Annotated in this window: 22 protein-coding genes; 17 read left to right on the forward strand and 5 right to left on the reverse strand. The window is 46.1% G+C overall.

Features of this window, described 5'->3' with window-relative positions; genetic code table 11:
* The first annotated feature begins 120 nt into the window (after positions 1-120).
* The 5 genes from BMW45_RS28465 to BMW45_RS11550 all read left to right on the forward strand — a co-directional run bounded on the left by BMW45_RS28465 (position 121) and on the right by BMW45_RS11550 (position 4,847).
* Positions 121-1,077: a polysaccharide deacetylase family protein gene (locus BMW45_RS28465; RefSeq protein WP_092243587.1), complete on the forward strand. Its 957-nt coding sequence runs from the start codon at positions 121-123 to the stop codon at positions 1,075-1,077.
* A gap of 374 nt (positions 1,078-1,451) precedes the next feature.
* On the forward strand, positions 1,452-1,826 hold the full coding sequence (locus BMW45_RS11535) for a GntR family transcriptional regulator (RefSeq protein WP_092243589.1): 375 nt from the start codon (positions 1,452-1,454) through the stop codon (positions 1,824-1,826).
* Positions 1,823-2,530: an ABC transporter ATP-binding protein gene (locus BMW45_RS11540; protein ID WP_092243591.1), complete on the forward strand. Its 708-nt coding sequence runs from the start codon at positions 1,823-1,825 to the stop codon at positions 2,528-2,530. Before BMW45_RS11535 ends, BMW45_RS11540 begins: the two co-directional genes overlap by 4 nt.
* 17 nt (positions 2,531-2,547) lie before the next feature.
* On the forward strand, positions 2,548-3,420 hold the full coding sequence (locus BMW45_RS11545) for a hypothetical protein (RefSeq protein ID WP_092243594.1): 873 nt from the start codon (positions 2,548-2,550) through the stop codon (positions 3,418-3,420).
* Between the two features lie 287 nt (positions 3,421-3,707).
* Positions 3,708-4,847 (forward strand): aldo/keto reductase, encoded by a 1,140-nt coding sequence (locus BMW45_RS11550; protein WP_092243596.1) that lies wholly within the window; start codon positions 3,708-3,710, stop codon positions 4,845-4,847.
* Positions 4,848-4,955: 108 nt separating this feature from the next.
* On the opposite strand, the gene BMW45_RS11555 is transcribed toward BMW45_RS11550, so the two are convergent.
* From BMW45_RS11555 to BMW45_RS11565, 3 genes are read right to left on the reverse strand one after another with little or no spacing between them, the layout of a single operon-like run.
* The gene (locus BMW45_RS11555) at positions 4,956-6,161 is read right to left on the reverse strand and encodes a class I SAM-dependent rRNA methyltransferase (RefSeq protein ID WP_092243598.1); all 1,206 of its coding nucleotides are present in this window, start codon (positions 6,159-6,161) and stop codon (positions 4,956-4,958) included.
* Positions 6,162-6,175: 14 nt separating this feature from the next.
* Positions 6,176-6,697, reverse strand: coding sequence for a hypothetical protein (locus tag BMW45_RS11560; RefSeq protein WP_242882997.1), 522 nt, complete (start codon positions 6,695-6,697; stop codon positions 6,176-6,178).
* A 7-nt stretch (positions 6,698-6,704) separates the two neighbouring features.
* Complete coding sequence (locus BMW45_RS11565; RefSeq protein WP_025234782.1) at positions 6,705-7,124, reverse strand: DUF4430 domain-containing protein; 420 nt, start codon at positions 7,122-7,124, stop codon at positions 6,705-6,707.
* Between the two features lie 153 nt (positions 7,125-7,277).
* Here BMW45_RS11565 and BMW45_RS11570 point away from each other — a divergent pair, with 153 nt between their 5' ends.
* The 5 genes from BMW45_RS11570 (at position 7,278) to BMW45_RS11590 (ending at position 10,926) form a co-directional block, all read left to right on the forward strand.
* Positions 7,278-7,895: a hypothetical protein gene (locus tag BMW45_RS11570; protein ID WP_092243601.1), complete on the forward strand. Its 618-nt coding sequence runs from the start codon at positions 7,278-7,280 to the stop codon at positions 7,893-7,895.
* A gap of 71 nt (positions 7,896-7,966) precedes the next feature.
* The gene (gene hisH / locus BMW45_RS11575) at positions 7,967-8,575 is read left to right on the forward strand and encodes an imidazole glycerol phosphate synthase subunit HisH (RefSeq protein WP_092243604.1); all 609 of its coding nucleotides are present in this window, start codon (positions 7,967-7,969) and stop codon (positions 8,573-8,575) included.
* Between the two features lie 11 nt (positions 8,576-8,586).
* Positions 8,587-9,348 carry an imidazole glycerol phosphate synthase subunit HisF gene (hisF, locus tag BMW45_RS11580; protein ID WP_092243606.1) on the forward strand — a complete coding sequence of 254 codons (762 nt, stop codon included), beginning with the start codon at positions 8,587-8,589 and terminating at the stop codon, positions 9,346-9,348.
* A 51-nt stretch (positions 9,349-9,399) separates the two neighbouring features.
* Complete coding sequence (gene ung, locus BMW45_RS11585; RefSeq protein ID WP_092243609.1) at positions 9,400-10,074, forward strand: uracil-DNA glycosylase; 675 nt, start codon at positions 9,400-9,402, stop codon at positions 10,072-10,074.
* Between the two features lie 18 nt (positions 10,075-10,092).
* Positions 10,093-10,926: an undecaprenyl-diphosphate phosphatase gene (locus BMW45_RS11590; protein ID WP_092243612.1), complete on the forward strand. Its 834-nt coding sequence runs from the start codon at positions 10,093-10,095 to the stop codon at positions 10,924-10,926.
* Positions 10,927-11,016: 90 nt separating this feature from the next.
* Here BMW45_RS11590 and BMW45_RS11595 read toward each other — a convergent pair whose 3' ends face one another.
* Positions 11,017-11,262 (reverse strand): HPr family phosphocarrier protein, encoded by a 246-nt coding sequence (locus tag BMW45_RS11595; RefSeq protein ID WP_025234776.1) that lies wholly within the window; start codon positions 11,260-11,262, stop codon positions 11,017-11,019.
* 275 nt (positions 11,263-11,537) lie between these two features.
* Complete coding sequence (locus BMW45_RS11600; RefSeq protein WP_092243615.1) at positions 11,538-12,566, reverse strand: 3-deoxy-7-phosphoheptulonate synthase; 1,029 nt, start codon at positions 12,564-12,566, stop codon at positions 11,538-11,540.
* Between the two features lie 173 nt (positions 12,567-12,739).
* Here BMW45_RS11600 and BMW45_RS11605 point away from each other — a divergent pair, with 173 nt between their 5' ends.
* From BMW45_RS11605 to BMW45_RS11635, 7 genes are all read left to right on the forward strand, one after another.
* Positions 12,740-13,027, forward strand: coding sequence for a hypothetical protein (locus BMW45_RS11605; RefSeq protein WP_025234774.1), 288 nt, complete (start codon positions 12,740-12,742; stop codon positions 13,025-13,027).
* Complete coding sequence (locus BMW45_RS11610; RefSeq protein WP_330390742.1) at positions 13,027-13,839, forward strand: MurR/RpiR family transcriptional regulator; 813 nt, start codon at positions 13,027-13,029, stop codon at positions 13,837-13,839. The genes BMW45_RS11605 and BMW45_RS11610 overlap by 1 nt, the downstream gene beginning before the upstream one ends.
* Positions 13,840-14,027: 188 nt before the next feature.
* Complete coding sequence (locus BMW45_RS11615; protein WP_092243618.1) at positions 14,028-15,620, forward strand: PTS transporter subunit EIIC; 1,593 nt, start codon at positions 14,028-14,030, stop codon at positions 15,618-15,620.
* A gap of 35 nt (positions 15,621-15,655) precedes the next feature.
* Positions 15,656-16,981, forward strand: a complete 1,326-nt coding sequence (locus tag BMW45_RS11620) for a 6-phospho-alpha-glucosidase (protein WP_092243620.1) — start codon at positions 15,656-15,658, stop codon at positions 16,979-16,981.
* Between the two features lie 253 nt (positions 16,982-17,234).
* A complete protein-coding gene (gene deoC, locus BMW45_RS11625) occupies positions 17,235-17,933 on the forward strand; it encodes a deoxyribose-phosphate aldolase (protein WP_092243623.1) in 699 nt (232 codons plus the stop codon).
* Positions 17,934-17,955: 22 nt separating this feature from the next.
* Positions 17,956-18,417 (forward strand): PTS sugar transporter subunit IIA, encoded by a 462-nt coding sequence (locus BMW45_RS11630; RefSeq protein ID WP_092243626.1) that lies wholly within the window; start codon positions 17,956-17,958, stop codon positions 18,415-18,417.
* The gene (locus tag BMW45_RS11635) at positions 18,414-19,778 is read left to right on the forward strand and encodes a PTS fructose transporter subunit IIC (RefSeq protein WP_025234768.1); all 1,365 of its coding nucleotides are present in this window, start codon (positions 18,414-18,416) and stop codon (positions 19,776-19,778) included. The genes BMW45_RS11630 and BMW45_RS11635 overlap by 4 nt, the downstream gene beginning before the upstream one ends.
* The last annotated feature ends 10 nt before the right edge of the window (positions 19,779-19,788 follow it).

The raw sequence follows: 19,788 nt of genomic DNA on the forward strand, positions 1-19,788 counted from the left end.
TCTTCCAATTTCCTCCTATTTCCTGTATAGTAGTGGTTAGTAACAGGAAAACACCCTGCAGGTAGTATACCTGTATGTCCGGAAAGCACGGGCAAAAAGAGGGGAAAGGAGAGATGTAACATGAAAAAACTATTACAATTGGGCTTCGGTCTGATGACCGTTGCACTTGTGACAGCGTTCGTACCAGCAACACCGTTTTCTTCCATGGCGGATGAAACAGCATCGGGCCAGGAGGCATCGGAAGTACGAAATGACTGGATAGATGAAAACCTGGGACCAGGTGTGGCCAGGTGGGTAGATGGGAATGGTAATATTTCAGAACAACCGGGAAAGCATACGGAAGAGGAAGCCGGTGGCGAGAGCCAGAGCAGCGCAGAGGGCCAGGATTTAAATGCCGGGTCTGCAGCAGAAGGGCAGCAGGAGGCCGATACACAGGAGAGCCAGGAACAGGCAGCAGGACGCCAGATAGACCCTAAAAGGCCGATGGTGGCTCTGACCTTTGATGACGGACCGTTTGCACCCGTAGGAAATCAGATTATGGATTGTCTGGCACAGTACGGCGGAAAAGCCACGTTTTTCGTGGTGGGAAACCGTGTTTCTTCTTATGGGGCAGAACTGCAGCGCATGGTTGCGGAAGGACATGAAATCGGCAATCACACATATGAGCATAAAAATCTGACCAAGTTAAGCGGAACCCAGATCCAGAGCCAGATAAACCAATGCAATGATGCGGTACAAGCTGCCTGCGGCGTCAGACCTTCCCTGGTAAGACCGCCGGGAGGAGCAAAAAACGGTACGGTCCTTGCAAATGTACAAGCTCCCGTGATTATGTGGAGTATTGATACAAGGGACTGGAAGACGCGAAATGCCGGTAAAACGGTAAATGCGGTAATGAGCCAGGTACGGGATGGGGACATCGTTCTGATGCATGAGCTTTATTCTCAGACCGGAGCAGCAGCTCTTGAAATGATCCCCAGACTTACAGAGGCAGGCTACCAGCTGGTTACGGTAAGTGAGATGGCCGCGCTCCGGGGAGGAGCTGCCCCGGGCGGAGTTTATTTTCACTTTTATCCATAAAGGATGAAGAAAGTGTACAGAATCTAATAAGGAACGGAAAGTGTTTGAGCCTCTCATTGCTGGGGGCTCAAACTTTTTTATTTGCGCTGACTGCTATCATCATGCCCAATATAACCTCATCATGTGGCAAAGCGGATAGCGAATATCCGATTGATCATTGTAAAATCCACCAGGTTATCAGTAAGATGAATAAAGGGAGTATGGGAGAATCAAGTTTTGGCAATAGTTTGAAAAACTATATTTTAAAAATACCTATTGACAAATAATCAGAATAATTGTATTCTTGTATTAAGGCATTAGTACAACAATACAATGGTACAATAATCCTTAACATTACAATACAATGATACAGCAATACAAAAGGAGGCAGTATTATGATCTGGAAACTGACCGATGACCGGCCGATCTGGATACAACTTGTCGAACAGCTCACTTTGCGCATCGTGTCCGGCTTATATGCACCTGGCTCGGCTGTGCCAACTGTACGCGCGCTGGCCAGTGAGGCGGGGGTCAACCCGAATACAATGCAGCGTGCACTGGCGGAGCTGGAAAGCAGGGGGTTAGTAGAAACCCGCCGCACAGCTGGACGGATCGTTACTGAGGATCTGTCACTCATCCACAACGTGCGGAAGGAGCTAGCCTATGCGCGGATGGATGAATTTCTTGCGTCCATGCGTGCCCTGGGCTACACCGATGAACAAATCCGCGAGCTGTTTGCCGCGTGGGATAAAAAGGAGGAACATGTATGAATCAGGAACTTATCACTGCGCGTGGTCTGACTAAGAATTATGGAACAAAGCCCGCGCTTGACCATATTGATTTAACGGTAGGCCGCGGCCGCATCGTAGGTCTTCTGGGCCCAAACGGCTCAGGCAAGACCACCTTTATTAAGCTTTTGTGCGGACTCTTACAGCCCACCTCCGGTACGCTGGAGGTAAACGGCAATGCGCCAGGCGTGGAAACCAAGTCAGTCATCTCTTACCTGCCGGACCGCATGTACTTTGCCGACTGGATGAGGGCCAGCGACTTAACAGACTTCTTCGCCGACTTTTATGTGGATTTTGACCGCCCAAAGGCAATGGAGATGTTCTCGGCTCTTGGCATTCAGCCGAATGACCGGCTTAAAACCATGTCAAAGGGTACCAAAGAAAAGGTGCAGCTTGCGCTTATTATGAGCCGTAAGGCGCAGCTTTATCTGCTTGACGAACCGATCGGCGGGGTTGACCCGGCAGCACGTGACTTTATCTTGAACACGATTCTGACCAACTATAACGAAAATGGCACGGTCATGTTGTCCACGCATCTTATTTCTGATATCGAGCGCGTGTTGGATGAGGCCATTTTCCTGCAAAACGGCAAGGTTGTCCGCCATGATACCGTGGATAACATCCGTGAGCAGGAAGGCAAGTCAGTCGATCAGCTGTTCCGCGAAATCTTCGCGTATAGCAGTTAGAATAAGGAGGAAATAAGATGTTTGGCAAACTTTGCAAATATGAATTTAAATCCATTGGGCGCACGCTTGTGCCTATTTACCTGGCGATTATCGCCATATCCATTCTCAATGCATTTATGGGCTTAGGCTCGCTGGCCAACGGTTATTATAACGGCCTGATGTCTGGTTTAAGCTTTGGCCGCGGCCTTCTCAGCCTGATCCAGACGCTCTCCATCATCGCCTATTTCGGCGTTCTGGTTGCAATGAGTGTCCTGACGCTGATCGTTGTTATTCAGCGGTTTTATAAGGGCCTTCTGTGCGATGAAGGTTACCTGATGTTTACCCTGCCGGTGAAGCCCTGGCAGCTGATCGCAGCAAAGGGCGTGGTGGCATTTGTGATGTCGCTGGCCAGCTCCCTGGTGGCTTTTGCATCTATTTTTATTCTGGTGCTGGGCACTGCAGGTACTGCCAAAGTTTTTACAGCAATTACCGATCCCCAGTTATGGAATGCCATCAGCCGCGCGATTGCTCATGTATCGTCCTGGCCGCTTCTGGTGTTTGAGGTGATTGTTCTGATCATCGTCAGTGGACTGGTCCAGCTTTACCACATATACTTTTCTATGGCACTTGGCCATCTGGCCAGCAAAAACCGCGTGATGATGTCCGTTATCGCCTTTATTGCAATATCTATGCTGTTTAGCTTTATCAACGGCCTTGCAATGATCATTCTGGGAAACGTACCGTCCTTTCAATCGTTCTTCCGCATGATTGAAACGATGCCTGATACACAAGGGATTTCCCTGGTCATGCACTTAACCTTCATTGGTTCGGTTATTTACAACGCAATTCAGCTTGCGATATTCTTTTTCGGCACTGAGCGTATCTTGTCCAAGCGTCTTAATCTGGAATAAAGTATAAAACAAGGCTTATAAACCAATCAAAAAATGATGCCTCGCAATTGATGATAGATTAATTAATTGCGAGGTATTTTTTAAAATTGGAATCCCAGACCATATCTTTACTTCTCTGTTTACAAGTGTTGTTATAACAGTTATAATAGGGCAAACGGAGGAAATAATGGAAGATTCTGCCACTAAAAAGCTGCTGTCCAGACCGGAGACTGGCAGTTAAAGACATAGGAGAAGGCGGATAAATTACGGGGCAAAAATTAAAAGATATATGTTCAGGAGGGAATAAGATGGAATACAGAGAGGTCGGAAAAACCGGCAAGCATGCAAGTATTATTGGCCTTGGCTGCGAACACCTTGACGGCAAGCCATACGAGCAGGTGAAGGAGACGATTGATGCCGCACTTGAGTATGGCGTTAATCTCATGGATGTTTTTATGCCAGGCACGGAAGTGCGTGAAAACATCGCAAAAGCACTGGGCAGTAAGCGGGATCAGGTGATGTTGCAGGGGCATATCGGATCCACGAATGTAAATATGCAGTACGATATCAGCCGGGATATGCCTGTGGTCAAGCAGTATTTTGAAGAACTGCTGCGGGTCTTCGGCTACATAGATTTTGGCATGATGTTTTTTATTGATTCGGAGCAGGACTATAAAAATGTTTTCGAGACAGATTTTGTTACATATGTGGAGCGTCTAAAACAACAAGGGGACATCCGGCACATTGGCTTTAGCTCCCATAACCCAGAAACTGCTATGAAGGTCATTGAGACAGGAGTGCCGGAGATGATGATGTTCAGCATTAATCCTGCATTTGATATGCTCTCATCGAAAGCGAGTATTTTCGATTGTCTTGATAATGGCTTCCAGGCAGGGGCTTATAACGGAATTGATCCCAAACGTGCGGAATTATACAAGCTGTGTACACAAAAACAAGTTGGTATTACTGTGATGAAAACCTTTGGCGGCGGCAAACTGCTTTCGCCGGAACATACGCCTTACAGCAGGCCGATGACTTCGCAGCAGTGCGTCCATTATGCACTCTCAAGGCCGTCGGTTGCCAGTGTCCTGACTGGCTGTAAAACCCGGGCTGAAATGAAGGATACCATGAGTTACCTTTCGGCATCTGACTCAGAAAAGGATTACACATGGATTTATAACGAAGTACATAGTGCTTTTGATGGAAACTGCGTGTACTGCGGACATTGCCAGCCATGTCCCTCTGAAATAGATATTGCCGCTGTCAACAAATATTTAGACATCGCACGGCTGGATAAAGAAGCAATCCCACCATCCATACGTTCCCATTATCAAAGCCTGTCTCATGGCGGAGATGAGTGCATTGCTTGTGGCAGCTGCGAAAGCCGTTGTCCGTTTGGGGTACCGATCATTAAAAATATGATAGAAGCTGATTCGCTGCTTGGCTGAAGGATGGAATGAATGAGCAGAAGAGGGTGCCCCAAATTACTTTTTGGGCACCCTCTTTTAACCTCATCAGGCAGGTCGCGGATTGGGAATATCCGATGACCATTAATTTTATTTTTCGTCGCAAACCTGAAAGATGTAAAATTTTAAGTAATAGGAGGTTTCATCTCCCGCCCACAAGATCGGATGATCTGCTGCTTGAGTCCGGTATTCTACCTGACGGAGGCGTTTGTGGACGTTTGCGGCCGCCTCCCGGATGGTCTTTGTGAAAAGCTCGGGGGTCATGAAATGGGAACAGGAGCAGGTGGCTAAATAGCCGCCGTCCTTTACCAGCTTCATGCCGCGGAGATTGATCTCACGGTAGCCTTTTACTGCGTTTTTCACGGAGTTCCTGGATTTTGTGAAGGCCGGAGGGTCCAGGATGACCACATCGAAGGTTTCCCCGCTTTTCTCCAGCTGGGGAAGGAGTTCAAAAACATCGGCGCACTGAAAGGTTACCCGGTCAGATAAGCCGTTTAATGCGGCGTTTTCTTTTGCCTGTGCGATGCCAAGCTCAGAGGCATCCACCCCAAGAACTTCTCTTGCTCCGGCAATACCGGCATTTAAGGCAAAGGAGCCGGTATGGGTAAAGCAGTCTAAGACCCGCTTGTCCTTACATAAGCGCTGAATGGCAAGGCGGTTGTATTTTTGGTCAAGGAAAAAGCCGGTTTTCTGCCCATCCTGGACATCCACCTGGTATTTAACCCCGTTTTCCGTGATTTCCACCTTGGTGTCAAAGGAAGGACCGATGAAGCCCTTATAGCGTTCCATGCCTTCCTGGAGGCGGACCTTTGCGTCGCTTCGTTCGTAAATGCCGCGGATTTTAATGCCGTCCTCTTCCAGAACCTTTTTTAACTTTTCCAGGATTACAGGCTTTAGCCGGTCAATGCCAAGGGCAAGGGATTCCACCACAAGGATATCCCCAAACTTGTCTACTACAATGCCGGGAAGGAAGTCTGCCTCTCCGAAGATGAGGCGGCAGCTGGAAGTGTCCACAGTGGCTTTGCGGTATTCCCAGGCGTTGCGGACCCGCATTTCCAGAAAGCTTTCGTTTACTTCATTGTTCTTTTTACTGGACATGATGCGGACGGTGAGCCTGGAATTGGTATTAATGAAGCCATGACCCAGGAAATAGCCGTCAAAGTCTTCCACAGAAACGATATCACCGTTGGTATAATCCCCGGTGATGGTATCGATTTCATTGTCATAGATCCAAGGACCGCCGGCTTTTAATGAGCGGCCTTCTCCTTTTTTTAATCTTACGGTTGCTGATTCCATAAGCATACACTCCTTTATTGATGAGATTGCCCCTGTTTTAATGAGGTGAGCAGCCGGTATAACGGCTGGAATAAAATGAGGGACAGTAAGAAATTGCCTGTTCCGTGGACGATATCATATGGGATTCCTGCCGCCCACCAGGTAAAAGCTGCGCCGGGGCCTCCGGAAATTAAGTAGAACCCCGAACAGAAGAATCCAAACAGCATTCCAAAGATTCCGGAAAGCAGGGATATGCCAAAGGGTCTTGGCGCATTGTTTTTGTAAATCAAAAATACGGCGGCCGGAAGTATGGGCCACACATAGAGATAGGAAAACCACCAGAGGCCGAAGCCGTAGACCAACCCTTGCAATATAACAAACACGTATAGGATGATCCATACGTGTTTGCGGAATACGAGGGTGTATAAAATTAGAAGCAGGGATACCAGTTCTACGTTGGGAAGCCAGGACAAGCTTACCTGGCTTACAAATAAAAGGGCTGAAAGCAGTGCGTCTAATACCAGCTCCCTGGTGGTAATCAGGGGATGATTTTTCATGATTATTTTATTCCTCAGAGGTCAATGTGTACTGAAAGGTATAGCGCTCTCCATCCTTGATGGCCTGCTGGCTCACTCCGTAGGTGCAAGTTTCCCCGTCGCAGAGAAGAGCCCAGTAAGCGCCGTCCTTTTGGTAGTCTGCCCGTTTTCCGTTAATTGTATTGACCATGAGGCCAAATTCTTCGGAAGTGGTTCCTTCAATTTGAAGATTCGGTATGGATTTAAGCGCTTCTAACAGAAACTGCGCTTCTGTAGTGATCTGATAGTGGTCCATTACTCCGTTTTCATATACCACATCAATGGAAATGCTTTTTGTCCCCGCCATGGGAACCGGTTTTGTCAGGGTATATACGACTAAAAGCAGTGCCAGGACCGCAATGGCGGCGCAGCCTCCCAAAAAGGGAGAAAGCCTCTTAAACTTATTCATGATCTGCTGACTTCCTTTTTCATTATTTGACTAAATGCATGGATTAGTATAGCATATATCCATGGTACGCCGCAAGAACAGAATTTCCTTCTTTTCTTAAAATCCCCTTTGATGTATAATAAATGGGTATTGTTTGAAAAAGAAGGTGGATAGATGACTGTGAATGAGCAGATTTTAGAAGAAATAGCAGCTTGTGAGAAGCTTTTGATCGGAATCGGAGAGGAATGGAAAGCAGAGGGAATTCCGGATATGGGAAACCTTTATGAGAAAATGAATGATCTCATAAAGGACAAGGATTTCTTCCTTGTAACTACAGTGACCGATGGAGAGATATTTAAATCTCCCCTGGATAAGAGCCAGATGGTAGCACCCTGCGGGAACGTGACATGGAGGCAGTGCTCCAAAACCTGTACAAAGGATATCTGGGAGCCGGGAGAAATCCCAAAGGATGTCTGTCCTCATTGCGGGGAACCTCTGACAGGCAATACCATAGAGGCAGAGAATTACATAGAAGAGGGCTACCTTCCCCAGTGGAAGGCTTATACCGCGTGGCTGGCAGGAACCCTTAATAAAAAACTGCTGGTATTGGAACTTGGGGTAGGTTTTAAGACTCCTACGGTCATCCGCTGGCCTTTTGAGAAGACAGTTTCCATAAATAAAAAGGCCCACATGTACCGGATTCATGAAACGCTGGCCCAACTGCCGGAAACGGTAAAGGGAAAGGCTGATGCTGTTTTAGAAAATTCTACGGAATTCTTTCGGAAATTATAGGCTTATTTTGCGTTGTACATTACACGTTACTGTGTTAAAATGTTGAAAAAAGACGTAAAGAGGTGACGGCCATGATTGCGATAATCGACTACGATGCTGGAAACTTAAAGAGTGTGGAGAAAGCTCTGACCGCATTAGGGGAAAATCCGGTGGTAAGCCGGGAAAAAGAGATCCTCCTTTCTGCGGACAAGGTGATTCTTCCGGGTGTTGGTTCTTTTGGCGATGCGATGGAAAAGCTTCATCAGTATGAGCTGGTGGATGTAATCCATCAGGTAGTTTCAAAAGGAACGCCTTTTCTCGGAATATGCCTTGGGCTTCAGCTTTTCTTTGAAAGCAGCGGAGAATGCGAAGGGGTCAGGGGACTTTCCCTGCTTCCTGGTAAGATCGTGAAATTTCCGGAGACACCTGGGCTTAAAGTCCCTCATATGGGCTGGAACCGCCTGGATATAAAGCCTGGTACAAGACTTTTTAAAGGAATTGATTCCGGGGCATATGTGTATTTTGTCCATTCATATTATTTAGAAGCGGGACGGGAATCTGATGTAGCTGCTTCTTCAACCTATGGAATAAAGTTTGGGGCATCGGTGGAACATGATAATCTTTTTGCCTGCCAGTTCCATCCGGAGAAGAGCGGTGATACTGGCCTTAATATTCTGAAAAATTTCATTGAATTGACTTAAGGAGGTACAGGATGCTTACGAAGAGGATCATTCCATGTTTGGATGTGAAGGACGGAAGAGTAGTAAAGGGTGTTAATTTCGTGAATTTACAGGATGCCGGTGACCCGGTGGAGATTGCAGCGGCTTATGACAGGGCCGGAGCCGATGAACTGGTGTTCCTTGATATCACCGCGTCCTCTGACAACCGGAATACGGTGGTGGATATGGTGCGCCGGGTGGCGGATAAGGTATTTATCCCCTTTACTGTCGGCGGCGGGATCCGCACGGTGGAGGATTTTAGAATGCTTTTAAGAGAAGGCGCGGATAAGATATCCATTAATTCCTCGGCCATCAATACTCCTCAGCTGATCTCCGACGCAGCAGGCAAATTCGGACGCCAATGTGTGGTGGTTGCCATTGATGCCAGAAGGCGGAAGGATGGAAGCGGCTGGAACGTATATAAGAACGGCGGCCGGATCGATACCGGACTGGATGCGGTGGAATGGGCCATGAAGGCAGACAGCCTAGGAGCAGGAGAGATCCTCCTTACCAGCATGGACTGCGACGGAACGAAGGCAGGATATGATGATGAGTTAAACCGCATCATAGCAGAGCATGTTTCCGTGCCTGTGATCGCTTCAGGAGGTGCAGGCACGATGGAGCATTTCCATCACGCACTGACGGAAGGAAAGGCAGATGCTGCATTAGCTGCCTCCCTGTTCCATTACAAGGAGCTGGAGATCATGGAATTAAAACGGTATTTGGAAGTCATGGGAGTACCGGTGAGGATTTAAGGTTTATTTTTATACAAATGGGGTTTTCCCGAAAAATGCAAAGGAGAAAGAATGGGAGCAATTGAGAACGACTGGCTGGAACCCTTAAGCGAAGAGTTTAAAAAGCCATATTACAGGGAACTTTATCAGAAAGTGAAGCATGAATATGAAAAGACCCAGGTCTTTCCTGACCCAAACGACATTTTTAACGCGTTTCAGTTCACGCCTCTTTCCAATGCAAAGGTAGTGATTTTAGGCCAGGATCCTTATCATAATAATGGGCAGGCCCACGGGCTTTGTTTTTCCGTAAAGCCAGATGTGGATATTCCTCCGTCCCTTGTAAATATTTATCAGGAGCTGCGGGAAGATCTTGGCTGTGAGGTTCCAAATAACGGATATTTAAAAAAGTGGGCAGATCAGGGGGTCATGCTCCTTAATACGGTGCTTACGGTGCGTGCCCATGCAGCCAACTCCCACCAGGGGATCGGCTGGGAGAACTTTACGGATGCAGCCATTAAGATTTTAAATAAACAGGACCGGCCCATGGTATTCCTTTTATGGGGACGCCCGGCCCAGAATAAGAAGGTCATGTTAACAAACCCAAGGCACCTCATTCTGGAGGCGCCTCATCCTAGCCCTCTTTCCGCTTACAGGGGATTTTTGGGCTGTAAACACTTTAGCAGAACCAATGCCTATTTAAAGGAAAATGGGTTGGAGCCTATTGACTGGCAGATTGAAAATATTTAAAAAGACAGGGGAAAAGGAATGAATATCATTGAGATTTTAAAAGTAATTGTTCTTGGAATTGTGGAGGGCTTTACGGAGTGGCTACCCATAAGCAGTACGGGCCACATGATCCTGGTAGATGAGATTATACACTTAAATCAGCCGAGTGCATTTAAAAACATGTTTTTGGTTGTCATTCAGCTGGGGGCGATTCTGGCGGTGCTGGTTTTGTATTTTGACAAGCTTAACCCCTTTTCCGTCAGGAAAAAACCGGCGCAGAAGCAGGCCACTCTGGTTCTATGGTCAAAGATCATCTTAGCCTGTATTCCCGCAGCAGTGATCGGGTTCCTGGTGGATGATATCCTTGATGAGTATCTGATGAACGGCTATGTAGTGGCGATGACCCTGATCCTCTATGGTGTGCTGTTTATCGTCATTGAGAACAGGAACCAGTACCGGAGCTTTGAAGTTCAGAAGGTGGGAGATATCTCTTACCAGACAGCTCTATGGATCGGACTGTTTCAGCTTCTGGCCCTGATTCCGGGTACCTCACGTTCCGGTGCCACCATTCTCGGTGCCATGATCCTGGGCTGTTCCCGGGCGGCTTCCGCAGAGTTTTCCTTTTTCCTGGGGATTCCGGTGATGTTTGGAGCCAGCCTTTTAAAGGTTGTGAAATATGGAATGAATTTTACCGGAACTCAGGTCTTCTATCTGATTTTAGGCATGGTGATTGCTTTTGTAGTTTCTGTTTATTCAATTAAGTTCTTAATGGGATATATCAGACAGCATGATTTTAAATTCTTCGGATATTACAGAATTGTATTGGGAGCAGTGGTGCTTTTATATTTTACCATTACGGCTTTCCTTGGTTAAGAAAATATAGAAAAGAGAGTTGATGATCAGCGTTATGCTAATATCAACTCTCTTTTTTATGATAGTTCATAAAGGTTCCTTTCTGACGGATCATGGTTGAAACAGCATCTCGATCCGTCCTTCGGCGGCCAGCTCATCAATGCCGTCGAAATTAAATTGTAAGTTCCGGTTCTGCGTGTTAAGCCCTTTTTTCATCTCGTCGTAGTTCTTGACATTCACCTTTGTTAAACCGTAGTCAATATAAATATCACAGTCAAAGGCATTAGCGGTGTTGATTAAAAGCGCGAGGGGAATGGGGGTGTAACGCAGCTGGATATCGACTTCAATGGTTCGCATACCCATACCTCCTTTTCCTGATAGCCGGATAAACCCGGCATGAGCGTGCCAACAACATAGAGGGGTATAGAGATATCAACAGGATGAAGAGTCATATGAATGACTTCAATTTTATTTTATCACCTCCTATTAGAAAAACAAGAGAAAATTGAAAAATAATTGAAAAACAGGTTAATTACTAATAACAAACGGAGAATACGGATAGTAATCAGTAAAAAGAAACATGCCGGAGACAGTAAAAATGCCTCTGGCATGACTTGAATTAAAATATTATATTATGCATTTTCAGCGATTTCATAGATCAGACGCTCGGAATCTTCCCAGCCCAGACAGGGATCGGTGATGGATTTTCCGTAAATGCCTTCTCCAACTTTCTGGCTGCCCGGCTCAATGTAGCTTTCAATCATCAGGCCTTTTATCAGGGAACGGATTTCCGGGGAATGCTTTCTGCTGTGCAGGACTTCCTTGGAAATACGGAACTGCTCCTTATATTTCTTGTTGGAATTGGAGTGGTTGGCGTCCACGATGCAGGCCGGGTTTTGGAGATTGCGGCGGCTGTACATCTCATGAAGAAGGAATAAATCTTCAAAATGGTAGTTGGGGATGCACTGGCCGTGCTTGTTGACCGCACCTCTTAGGATGGTGTGGGCCAATGGATTGCCCTTGCTCCTCACTTCCCAACCTCTGTAGGTGAAATCATGGGCCTGCTGTGCGGCCACTACGGAGTTAAGCATAACAGACATGTCTCCGCTGGTAGGATTTTTCATGCCTACGGCAACGTCACAGGCACTAGAAGTCAGACGGTGCTGCTGGTTTTCCACGGAACGGGCACCAATGGCAATGTAAGACATAATATCATCAAGATATCCCAGGTTTTCCGGATACAGCATCTCATCGGCTGTGGATAAACCGGTTTCAAGGAACACATTCATGTGCATCCTGCGGATGGCAATGAGACCTTCGTGCATGTCCGGCTTTTTTTCCGGATCAGGCTGGTGAAGCATTCCCTTGTATCCTTCTCCTGTGGTTCTGGGTTTATTGGTATAAATTCTTGGGATGAGGATCAGACGGTCTTTTGTCTTTTCCTGTACCTTCACAAGCCGGTTTACATAATCAGCAACAGACTCCTCATTGTCAGCGGAGCAAGGACCGATAATAACAAGGAATTTATCGCTTTTTCCTGTGAGTACATCGCTGATGGCTTGATCGCGTTCTATTTTAAGGGCTTTAAATTCTGCTGGAAGTGGAAAGCGTTCCTTAATTTCTTCCGGGCTTGGCAGATTGTTTACATATTGAAATCCCATGGCATCCTCCTGTGTATGTGATTAATCTGTGTTTTTTCTGTTGATTATATAACAGAACCCGTGAAAAATCCAGCATTCATTGAAAATTTAGCAATGTGCCACCCTAAAGTGTTTCTTTTTGAGGAAAAATGGTGTATGATTGCAGAGAATGATAAGAGGAAGGATGGATTTCAATGGAACGATACTGGAATTGGCAGGGAAACTATATCGGAGTAAGGCAGAGGGATTACCTGGCTGCTTGTGACGGAAGGATTCTTGGGAAATTCTATGGAAAAGAAATCTACGACCAGAATGGGAATTACATCGGAGAACTGGGCAGAGGCGGCCGGCTGATAAAAAATAAGAACAAGGAAGATTTTCGCCGCCAGGGGTTCAGCACCTATGTGAAGGGAACCATAACCGCGGCCTTAAAGGACTGCGCCCCTTATCCCATGATTCAGGGGTATGAAGATTTTTTATAATGGATGAGAGACGAGAATGGGAAGGAAGGATAGCAGGAATGGTGGATTTAAGCAAACTGACAGCGGGAAAGAACCTGACTGAGGTGGAGGACAGTGTTCTCCGTTATATCATTGAACACATGGATTCCATGCTTAAAATGGGGGTGAGGGGAGTTGCAAAGGAAAATTACACCTCTACCTCAACCATTATGCGCCTGACAAAAAAGCTGGGCTACAGCGGGTTTGTGGACATGTATTACAAGCTGTTGCCGCTTGTAAACCGGGCCAGGGACAATGAGGATGCCGGAATGCAGTTTATCAACAGCTTTTGCTCCAACTCTCTTTTAAAGTATAATTCCTATGAAGACATCCGGGAATTTGCCAGGCGGCTGGGCCATCTGGATGTAGGTTACGTATTTTTGTACGCAACCGGTTTTTCCGCCATTCCTGTGGAATATTTAACAAAAAAACTTCTTGTCCTTGGGATAAAATGCATTTATTCCAATGGAATGGATTCCATCGGTGTTTTTGAAAACAATCTGGAGAATATGAAAATGCTTATTGTAGTTTCCAGGTCAGGAGAAACGGACTGGGTAGCAGACCGGGTGAAAACTGCCAGAGAGAACGGCATTTTTACCGTGTCCTTTACCAATGAGGCGGAAAACCGGGTCAGTTCCATAACAGATATGCAGTTTCGCATAGAGGACAGCAATAAGCTGGATGACAGAAATATGATGGCAAACACATTTTTCCCCAATGTGTTCATGCTGATGGAGCTATTAATCTACGAATATCATAAGGTGCTTCAAAATATGGATAAAAAAGAAGAATAAAGGTTCCGGATGACGTTTAAAATAGCGGCATCCGGACTTTTTTTGAAACCTGTTACCACTTGGAATAACAGGTTCCTATTCTTTCCCAAAGTATATACAATGGGGGAGACGGCGGCTATAATACGGATATGAATTTCACGTGAAATGAAAAACAGCAAACCATTCATTGATAGTTGGAGGAAAAGAGAATGAAAGATAAAGTGATGGATCAGTTGCAGCGCTTTTCAAAAGCAATGTTCATCCCGGTTTTGATCCTGCCCATCGCAGGTATTTTAATCGCTGTGGGAAATTTATTTACCAATGCAAAATTGCTGGAGCTTCTGCCCTTTATGGATAATCCGGTGACAAAGGGCTTTGGCACCATTTTGTCCGGCTCCCTGGTTTCGATCTTAAACAACCTGGGGCTGATCTTCTGTGTGGGACTTGCAGCTGGCCTTGCCAATAAGAAGAAATATGAGGCTGGTTTTACCGGTCTTTTGGGATTTCTAGTATTCATTAACGCCATGAACAAGTTTATGACCCTGACGGGGATCCTATTTACAGGGGAATCTTTAAGGGGAACGGGTCAGGCCATGGTGCTTGGCGTACAGATCCTGGACATGGGCGTGTTCCTTGGAATTATTTTGGGAATCGTAACGGCCATGGTCCATAACCGGTTTTGTGAAACAGAATTCCAAAATGCGTTCCAGATTTACGGTGGTTCCAGGTTTGTATTCATCGTATTGATTCCTGTGACCGTTTTACTGGCTGTGCTCCTTACTTATGTATGGCCCTTTGTCCAGATGGGAATCACCAGCCTTGGTGGATTCATTAATCGTTCCGGAAACTTCGGGATTTTTATTTACGGTGCCCTGGAACGTCTTTTAATACCAACAGGCCTTCATCATCTGGTCTATACCCCGTTTTTATATACCTCTCTTGGAGGCATTGAAACCATAGGGGGACAGGTGTTTGAGGGTGCAAGAAACATTTATTATGCAGAAATCGCAGACCCTTCCATTCAGGTACTGTCCCGGTCAGTGATATGGGATGCAAGAGGAATTTCCAAGATGTTCGGTCTTATGGGTGCCTGTCTTGCCATGTATCATACGGCCAGACCGGAAAACCGCAATAAGATAAAAGCCATTCTGATTCCTGCTGCATTCACTTCTTTCATTGCAGGTGTTACAGAGCCCATTGAATTTTCCTTTATGTTCGTGGCTCCGGTCCTGTTTATTGTTCATGCCGGGTTAAGCGGACTCAGCATGGTAGTTCTTAATATATTGAATGTCCGTGCCATCGGTCCTAACGGCTTTCTGGATTTCCTGCTTTTCAACGTGCCTTTGGGAATTCATAAAACCGGATGGCCCATGTACATCATCACAGGCCTTATATTTTTTGTAGTCTATTATGCCATTTTCCGCCTTCTCATTACAAAACTGAATTTAAAGACTCTGGGACGGGAAACAGAAGGAATGGAAATGAAGCTTCACACCAAGGCGGAATATAAAGAAAAGGTTGCTTCTGAAAAAGAGGGAATAGACACCGATGATGTGGATGCCGGGCTGATTATAAAAGCCCTGGGCGGAGCAGGTAATATTGAAAAAGTGGATAACTGCTTCACCCGTCTTCGCCTGATCCTTACAGATCCGGACCTGGTACTGGAGGATGTGCTGAAAAACGGCACCGGAGCCAATGGTGTGGTGAAAAAGGGCAATAACGTTCAGGTAATTTATGGTTTAAAGGTTACTGCCGTAAGAAGGGCTGTCGATGAGGAGCTGGGAAACGGCGAGAGTAACTAAGTAATAAACCAGACAAAGCAAGGAGGTAAAATAAAGTGAAAAAATTCTCAATCGTAATCGCAGGAGGCGGGAGTACTTATACGCCAGGTATTGTAATGATGATGATGGATAACCTGCATCGTTTTCCCATACGTTCTTTAAAGCTTTACGACAATGACGGAGAGCGTCAGGAAACCCTGGCAAAGGCCATAGGCATCGTAATGAAGGAAATTGCACCGGAGGTGGAGTTTTCCTATACAACGGATCCTAAGGAAGCTTTTACTGATGTAGATTTCTGCATGGCTCATATCCGGGTGGGCAAATATGCCATGCGGGAGCTGGATGAAAAAATTCCAATGAAATACCATGTGGTGGGACAGGAGACCTGCGGTCCCGGTGGAATCGCATATGGGATGAGAAGCATTGGCGGTATGATGGAGTTAATTGATTTTATGGAAAAATATTCTCCGGACTGCTGGATGCTTAATTACTCCAATCCTGCTTCTATCGTAGCAGAGGCCTGCCGTGTGTTAAAGCCTAATTCCAAGGTATTAAATATCTGCGATATGCCGGTGGGAACCAAGAGACGTATGGGCTACATTGTAGGCAGGGATCCCAAGGACATGGATGTGAAGTATTTCGGACTGAACCATTTTGGCTGGTGGACCAGCGTAAAGGATAAGGATGGGACAGACTTGATGCCGCAGCTTTTGGATTATGTGTCTAAAAACGGGTATCTGACTGAAAAGGCTGTGGAGACTCAGCATATGGATGAAAGCTGGCAGCTGACCCATAAAAAGGCGGCAGATTTATTAAAGCTGGAACCAGATTTTCTTCCCAATACCTATTTAAAATACTACCTTTACCCGGATTATGTGGTGGAACACACCGATCCCAATCATACCAGAGCCAATGAGGTGATAGAGGGAAGAGAAAAAGAAGTGTTTAGCGCCGCAAGAGCCATCATTCAGGCAGGGACCGCAAAAGGCGGAGAGTTCTCCATAGACAATCACGCTTCCTTTATTGTGGATCTGGCCTGCGCGATTGGATTCAATACCCGTGAGCAGATGCTCTGCATCGTGGAAAATAAGGGAGCTATCTCTAATTTTGACCCTACCGCCATGGTAGAAGTTCCTTGTCTGGTAGGTAATGAAGGACCTGAGCCTTTGTGCCAGGGGAACATTCCAACCTTTGAAAAGGGCATGATGGAAGAGCAGCTTGCAGTGGAACGTCTGGTGGTAGAGGCCTGGATCGAGGGAAGCTATTTAAAGCTGTGGCAGGCCCTGACCTTATCAAAGACTGTGCCAAGCGCCTCTGTTGCAAAACAGATTTTAGATGATCTGATAGAGGCCAATAAAGAATATTGGCCGGAATTAAAGTAGGATTATTGCAATTAAATAAATAAAAAAGCTCTTAGCGAGACTTTTGCCTCGTCCTTTTGAAAGGACGGGGCTTTTTTTGTTTATATATTAACATTGCATTCCGTCAATACACTGCAATGAAATTGTATAAAGTAAAATGAAAACAAAGAAAGTAAAAATATATGAAAGTATATTATTGACAAATACAAAAATTATGATAATATAAAATTGAGATATGAAACCAAACAAAAATGAAGAGAAAGGAAATGAAAGAATGAAACTAAGTGAGTTAACGGAAGAAAAGCTGGCAAATCTGTTTGACCATACCTGCTTAAAAGCCGGTGCGGTAAAAGCTGATTTTGATCAGCTGTGCAGGGAGGCAAAAGAGAATGGTTTTAAGATGGTTGCGATCAACTCCTCACCGGTTGCCTATTGCAAATCCCTGTTAAAGGATACTCCGGTCCATGTGGGGGCTGCAATTGGATTTCCTTTGGGGCAGACAACCATCGAGACAAAGTGCTTCGAGACGCAGGATGCGATTTTGCATGGGGCGGATGAAATTGATTATGTAATCAATATCGGGGAACTGAAAAACGGTAATTATGATTACATAGAAGAAGAGATGATACAGATCTGCGATATCTGCCGGAAAGCAGGTGTTTTAAGTAAAGTTATCTTTGAAAACTGCTATCTCGAAAAAGATGAGATCCGTAAAGCCGCGGTGATTGCCAAAAAAGTAAAGCCGGATTTTGTTAAGACCTCTACCGGGTTTGGAACAAGCGGGGCAACTGCGGAAGATGTGAGGCTGATGAAAGAGGTCGTAGGAGAAGAGATCAAAGTGAAGGCAGCAGGAGGAATACGTGACTGGGAAACCTGCAGGCAGATGATTGAAGCAGGAGCTGAGCGCATCGGCACCAGCAGCAGCTTTAAGATACTGGAAGGCTACCGTGAAGCTTTGAAGTCCGGCTATTAAAAGATGAGGGTGGGGAACAAACATGCTAAAAATTTCAGCTTTAATCAATAAAGATTTAATGATTACAGATTTATCGGCAGGCCATAAGGAGAAATGTCTGACGGATATGATTGCCCTGCTAAAGGCAGAAGGCCGGATTGAAGACGAAGCGGTCTTTCTGGAGACAGTAATGGAGCGGGAGGCAATCGGACCTACAGGAATCGGCATGCAGGTGGCAATTCCTCATGGTAAGAGCCACACAGTGAAGAGTCCGGCCCTGGTTTTTGCGAAAAGCAAAGACGGTGTGAATTTCAATGCTCCAGATGGGAGCCTTGCCTCCCTGATCTTTCTGATTGCAGTTCCAGACACAACGGATGATCTGCATTTAAAGATATTGGCAAAGCTTGCAAGAAGCCTGATGCATGAAGAATTCAGAAGCCGTTTGCTGACATGTGAGGATAAAAGACAACTGTTCACTATTTTAGAAGAGGGGGTTTCTTTATGAAATTAGTAGCAATTACTTCCTGCTCCACAGGAATCGCACATACTTATATGGCTGCGGAGAAACTTATGATGGAAGCTAAGGCCATGGGGCACGAGATCAAGGTTGAGACACAGGGGTCCATTGGTGCGGAAAATGTACTTACAGCGGAAGACATTGCCGCAGCAGACGCAGTGCTTATCGCAGCCAATACCGGTGTCAACAAGGAACGGTTTCATGGAAAACGTCTGTATGAGACCAATGTGGAGGACGGCATCAACAAGGCCGGTGAGATCATTGAGAAGGCACTGGCAAGTACATATATTTACAAGAACGCTGAGGCAGGTATGGACACGAATGCAGCGCAAAATACGAAACAAAAGGTCAGTGTCTACAAACATCTGATGGCAGGTGTTTCCTATATGATTCCCTTTGTCGTGGCAGGAGGCATCTGTATTGCTCTTTCTTTTGCATTCGGCGGCATCCATTCGGAGGGACCGATTGCACAGGCCTTCAGCATGATTGGCGGCGGAGTCTGCATGGCTCTCATGTTCCCAATTCTGGGAGGATTTATCGGACACTCCATCTCAGACCGGCCCGGCCTTCTGCCCGGTATGGTAGGCGGTATGCTTGCCAGCACATTGAATGCGGGATTTTTAGGAGCGCTGATCGGTGGATTTTTAGGCGGATACGCGGCATTATTCTTAAAAAAGGTGATCAAAATGCCAAAGGGTCTGGAAGGCCTGATGCCTGTTTTGATCGTACCGTTTTTATCATCTGTGATTGTAGGGCTTACCATGATTTTTATCATCGGTACTCCTTTTAAGGCGCTGAATGTTTGGATCACAGAGTTTTTAAACAGCTTATCCGGTGTGAATTCCGCCCTTCTGGGATTGATTCTTGGGGCAATGATGGCGGTCGATTTAGCTGGACCCATCGGAAAGGCAGCTTATTTCTTTGGAGTTGCGTCTTTAACGACTTTGTCTCCGGGAGAGACGGCACCGGTTATGGCGGCGGTTATGGCTTCGGGTATGGTTCCTCCGTTAGCAATGGCACTTTCCACCATCATTGCGAAGGATCGTTATACCACAGACCAAATTGAGTCGGGAAAGACGGCTTGGATCCTGGGAGCTTCTTTTATCAGCGAGGGGGCAATCCCCTTTGCGGCAGCCGATCCGGTCCGTGTACTACCTTCTGTTACCATAGGAGCAGCGGTTACCGGAGCGTTATCCATGATCTTTAACTGCGGGCTGGCGGTTCCTCATGGCGGGGCCTTTGTATTTGTTATTCCGGGGGCAGTTTCCAATCTGCCGCTCTACCTTGTGGCAATTATCGTGGGAACGATCATATCCGGAGTTTTGGTAAGCTTTTTAAAGAAACGCTGATTGAACAGCG

Origin of the sequence: Lacrimispora sphenoides (assembly GCF_900105215.1) — a bacterium.
Taxonomy (GTDB): Bacteria; Bacillota; Clostridia; order Lachnospirales; family Lachnospiraceae; genus Lacrimispora; species Lacrimispora sphenoides_A.

What these genes read in the sequence shown, in the direction of transcription:
- BMW45_RS11560 (WP_242882997.1), bottom strand. Translation starts at nt 6,697, where the DNA reads ATGAAAAATCATCCCCTGATTACCACCAGGGAGCTGGTATTAGACGCA.
- BMW45_RS11615 (WP_092243618.1), top strand. Translation starts at nt 14,028, where the DNA reads ATGAAAGATAAAGTGATGGATCAGTTGCAGCGCTTTTCAAAAGCAATG.
- BMW45_RS11570 (WP_092243601.1), top strand. Translation starts at nt 7,278, where the DNA reads ATGACTGTGAATGAGCAGATTTTAGAAGAAATAGCAGCTTGTGAGAAG.
- ung (WP_092243609.1), top strand. Translation starts at nt 9,400, where the DNA reads ATGGGAGCAATTGAGAACGACTGGCTGGAACCCTTAAGCGAAGAGTTT.
- BMW45_RS11565 (WP_025234782.1), bottom strand. Translation starts at nt 7,124, where the DNA reads ATGAATAAGTTTAAGAGGCTTTCTCCCTTTTTGGGAGGCTGCGCCGCC.
- BMW45_RS11590 (WP_092243612.1), top strand. Translation starts at nt 10,093, where the DNA reads ATGAATATCATTGAGATTTTAAAAGTAATTGTTCTTGGAATTGTGGAG.
- BMW45_RS11635 (WP_025234768.1), top strand. Translation starts at nt 18,414, where the DNA reads ATGAAATTAGTAGCAATTACTTCCTGCTCCACAGGAATCGCACATACT.
- BMW45_RS11535 (WP_092243589.1), top strand. Translation starts at nt 1,452, where the DNA reads ATGATCTGGAAACTGACCGATGACCGGCCGATCTGGATACAACTTGTC.
- hisH (WP_092243604.1), top strand. Translation starts at nt 7,967, where the DNA reads ATGATTGCGATAATCGACTACGATGCTGGAAACTTAAAGAGTGTGGAG.
- BMW45_RS28465 (WP_092243587.1), top strand. Translation starts at nt 121, where the DNA reads ATGAAAAAACTATTACAATTGGGCTTCGGTCTGATGACCGTTGCACTT.
- BMW45_RS11605 (WP_025234774.1), top strand. Translation starts at nt 12,740, where the DNA reads ATGGAACGATACTGGAATTGGCAGGGAAACTATATCGGAGTAAGGCAG.
- BMW45_RS11595 (WP_025234776.1), bottom strand. Translation starts at nt 11,262, where the DNA reads ATGCGAACCATTGAAGTCGATATCCAGCTGCGTTACACCCCCATTCCC.
- BMW45_RS11540 (WP_092243591.1), top strand. Translation starts at nt 1,823, where the DNA reads ATGAATCAGGAACTTATCACTGCGCGTGGTCTGACTAAGAATTATGGA.
- BMW45_RS11600 (WP_092243615.1), bottom strand. Translation starts at nt 12,566, where the DNA reads ATGGGATTTCAATATGTAAACAATCTGCCAAGCCCGGAAGAAATTAAG.
- BMW45_RS11545 (WP_092243594.1), top strand. Translation starts at nt 2,548, where the DNA reads ATGTTTGGCAAACTTTGCAAATATGAATTTAAATCCATTGGGCGCACG.
- hisF (WP_092243606.1), top strand. Translation starts at nt 8,587, where the DNA reads ATGCTTACGAAGAGGATCATTCCATGTTTGGATGTGAAGGACGGAAGA.
- deoC (WP_092243623.1), top strand. Translation starts at nt 17,235, where the DNA reads ATGAAACTAAGTGAGTTAACGGAAGAAAAGCTGGCAAATCTGTTTGAC.
- BMW45_RS11630 (WP_092243626.1), top strand. Translation starts at nt 17,956, where the DNA reads ATGCTAAAAATTTCAGCTTTAATCAATAAAGATTTAATGATTACAGAT.
- BMW45_RS11610 (WP_330390742.1), top strand. Translation starts at nt 13,027, where the DNA reads ATGGATGAGAGACGAGAATGGGAAGGAAGGATAGCAGGAATGGTGGAT.
- BMW45_RS11550 (WP_092243596.1), top strand. Translation starts at nt 3,708, where the DNA reads ATGGAATACAGAGAGGTCGGAAAAACCGGCAAGCATGCAAGTATTATT.
- BMW45_RS11555 (WP_092243598.1), bottom strand. Translation starts at nt 6,161, where the DNA reads ATGGAATCAGCAACCGTAAGATTAAAAAAAGGAGAAGGCCGCTCATTA.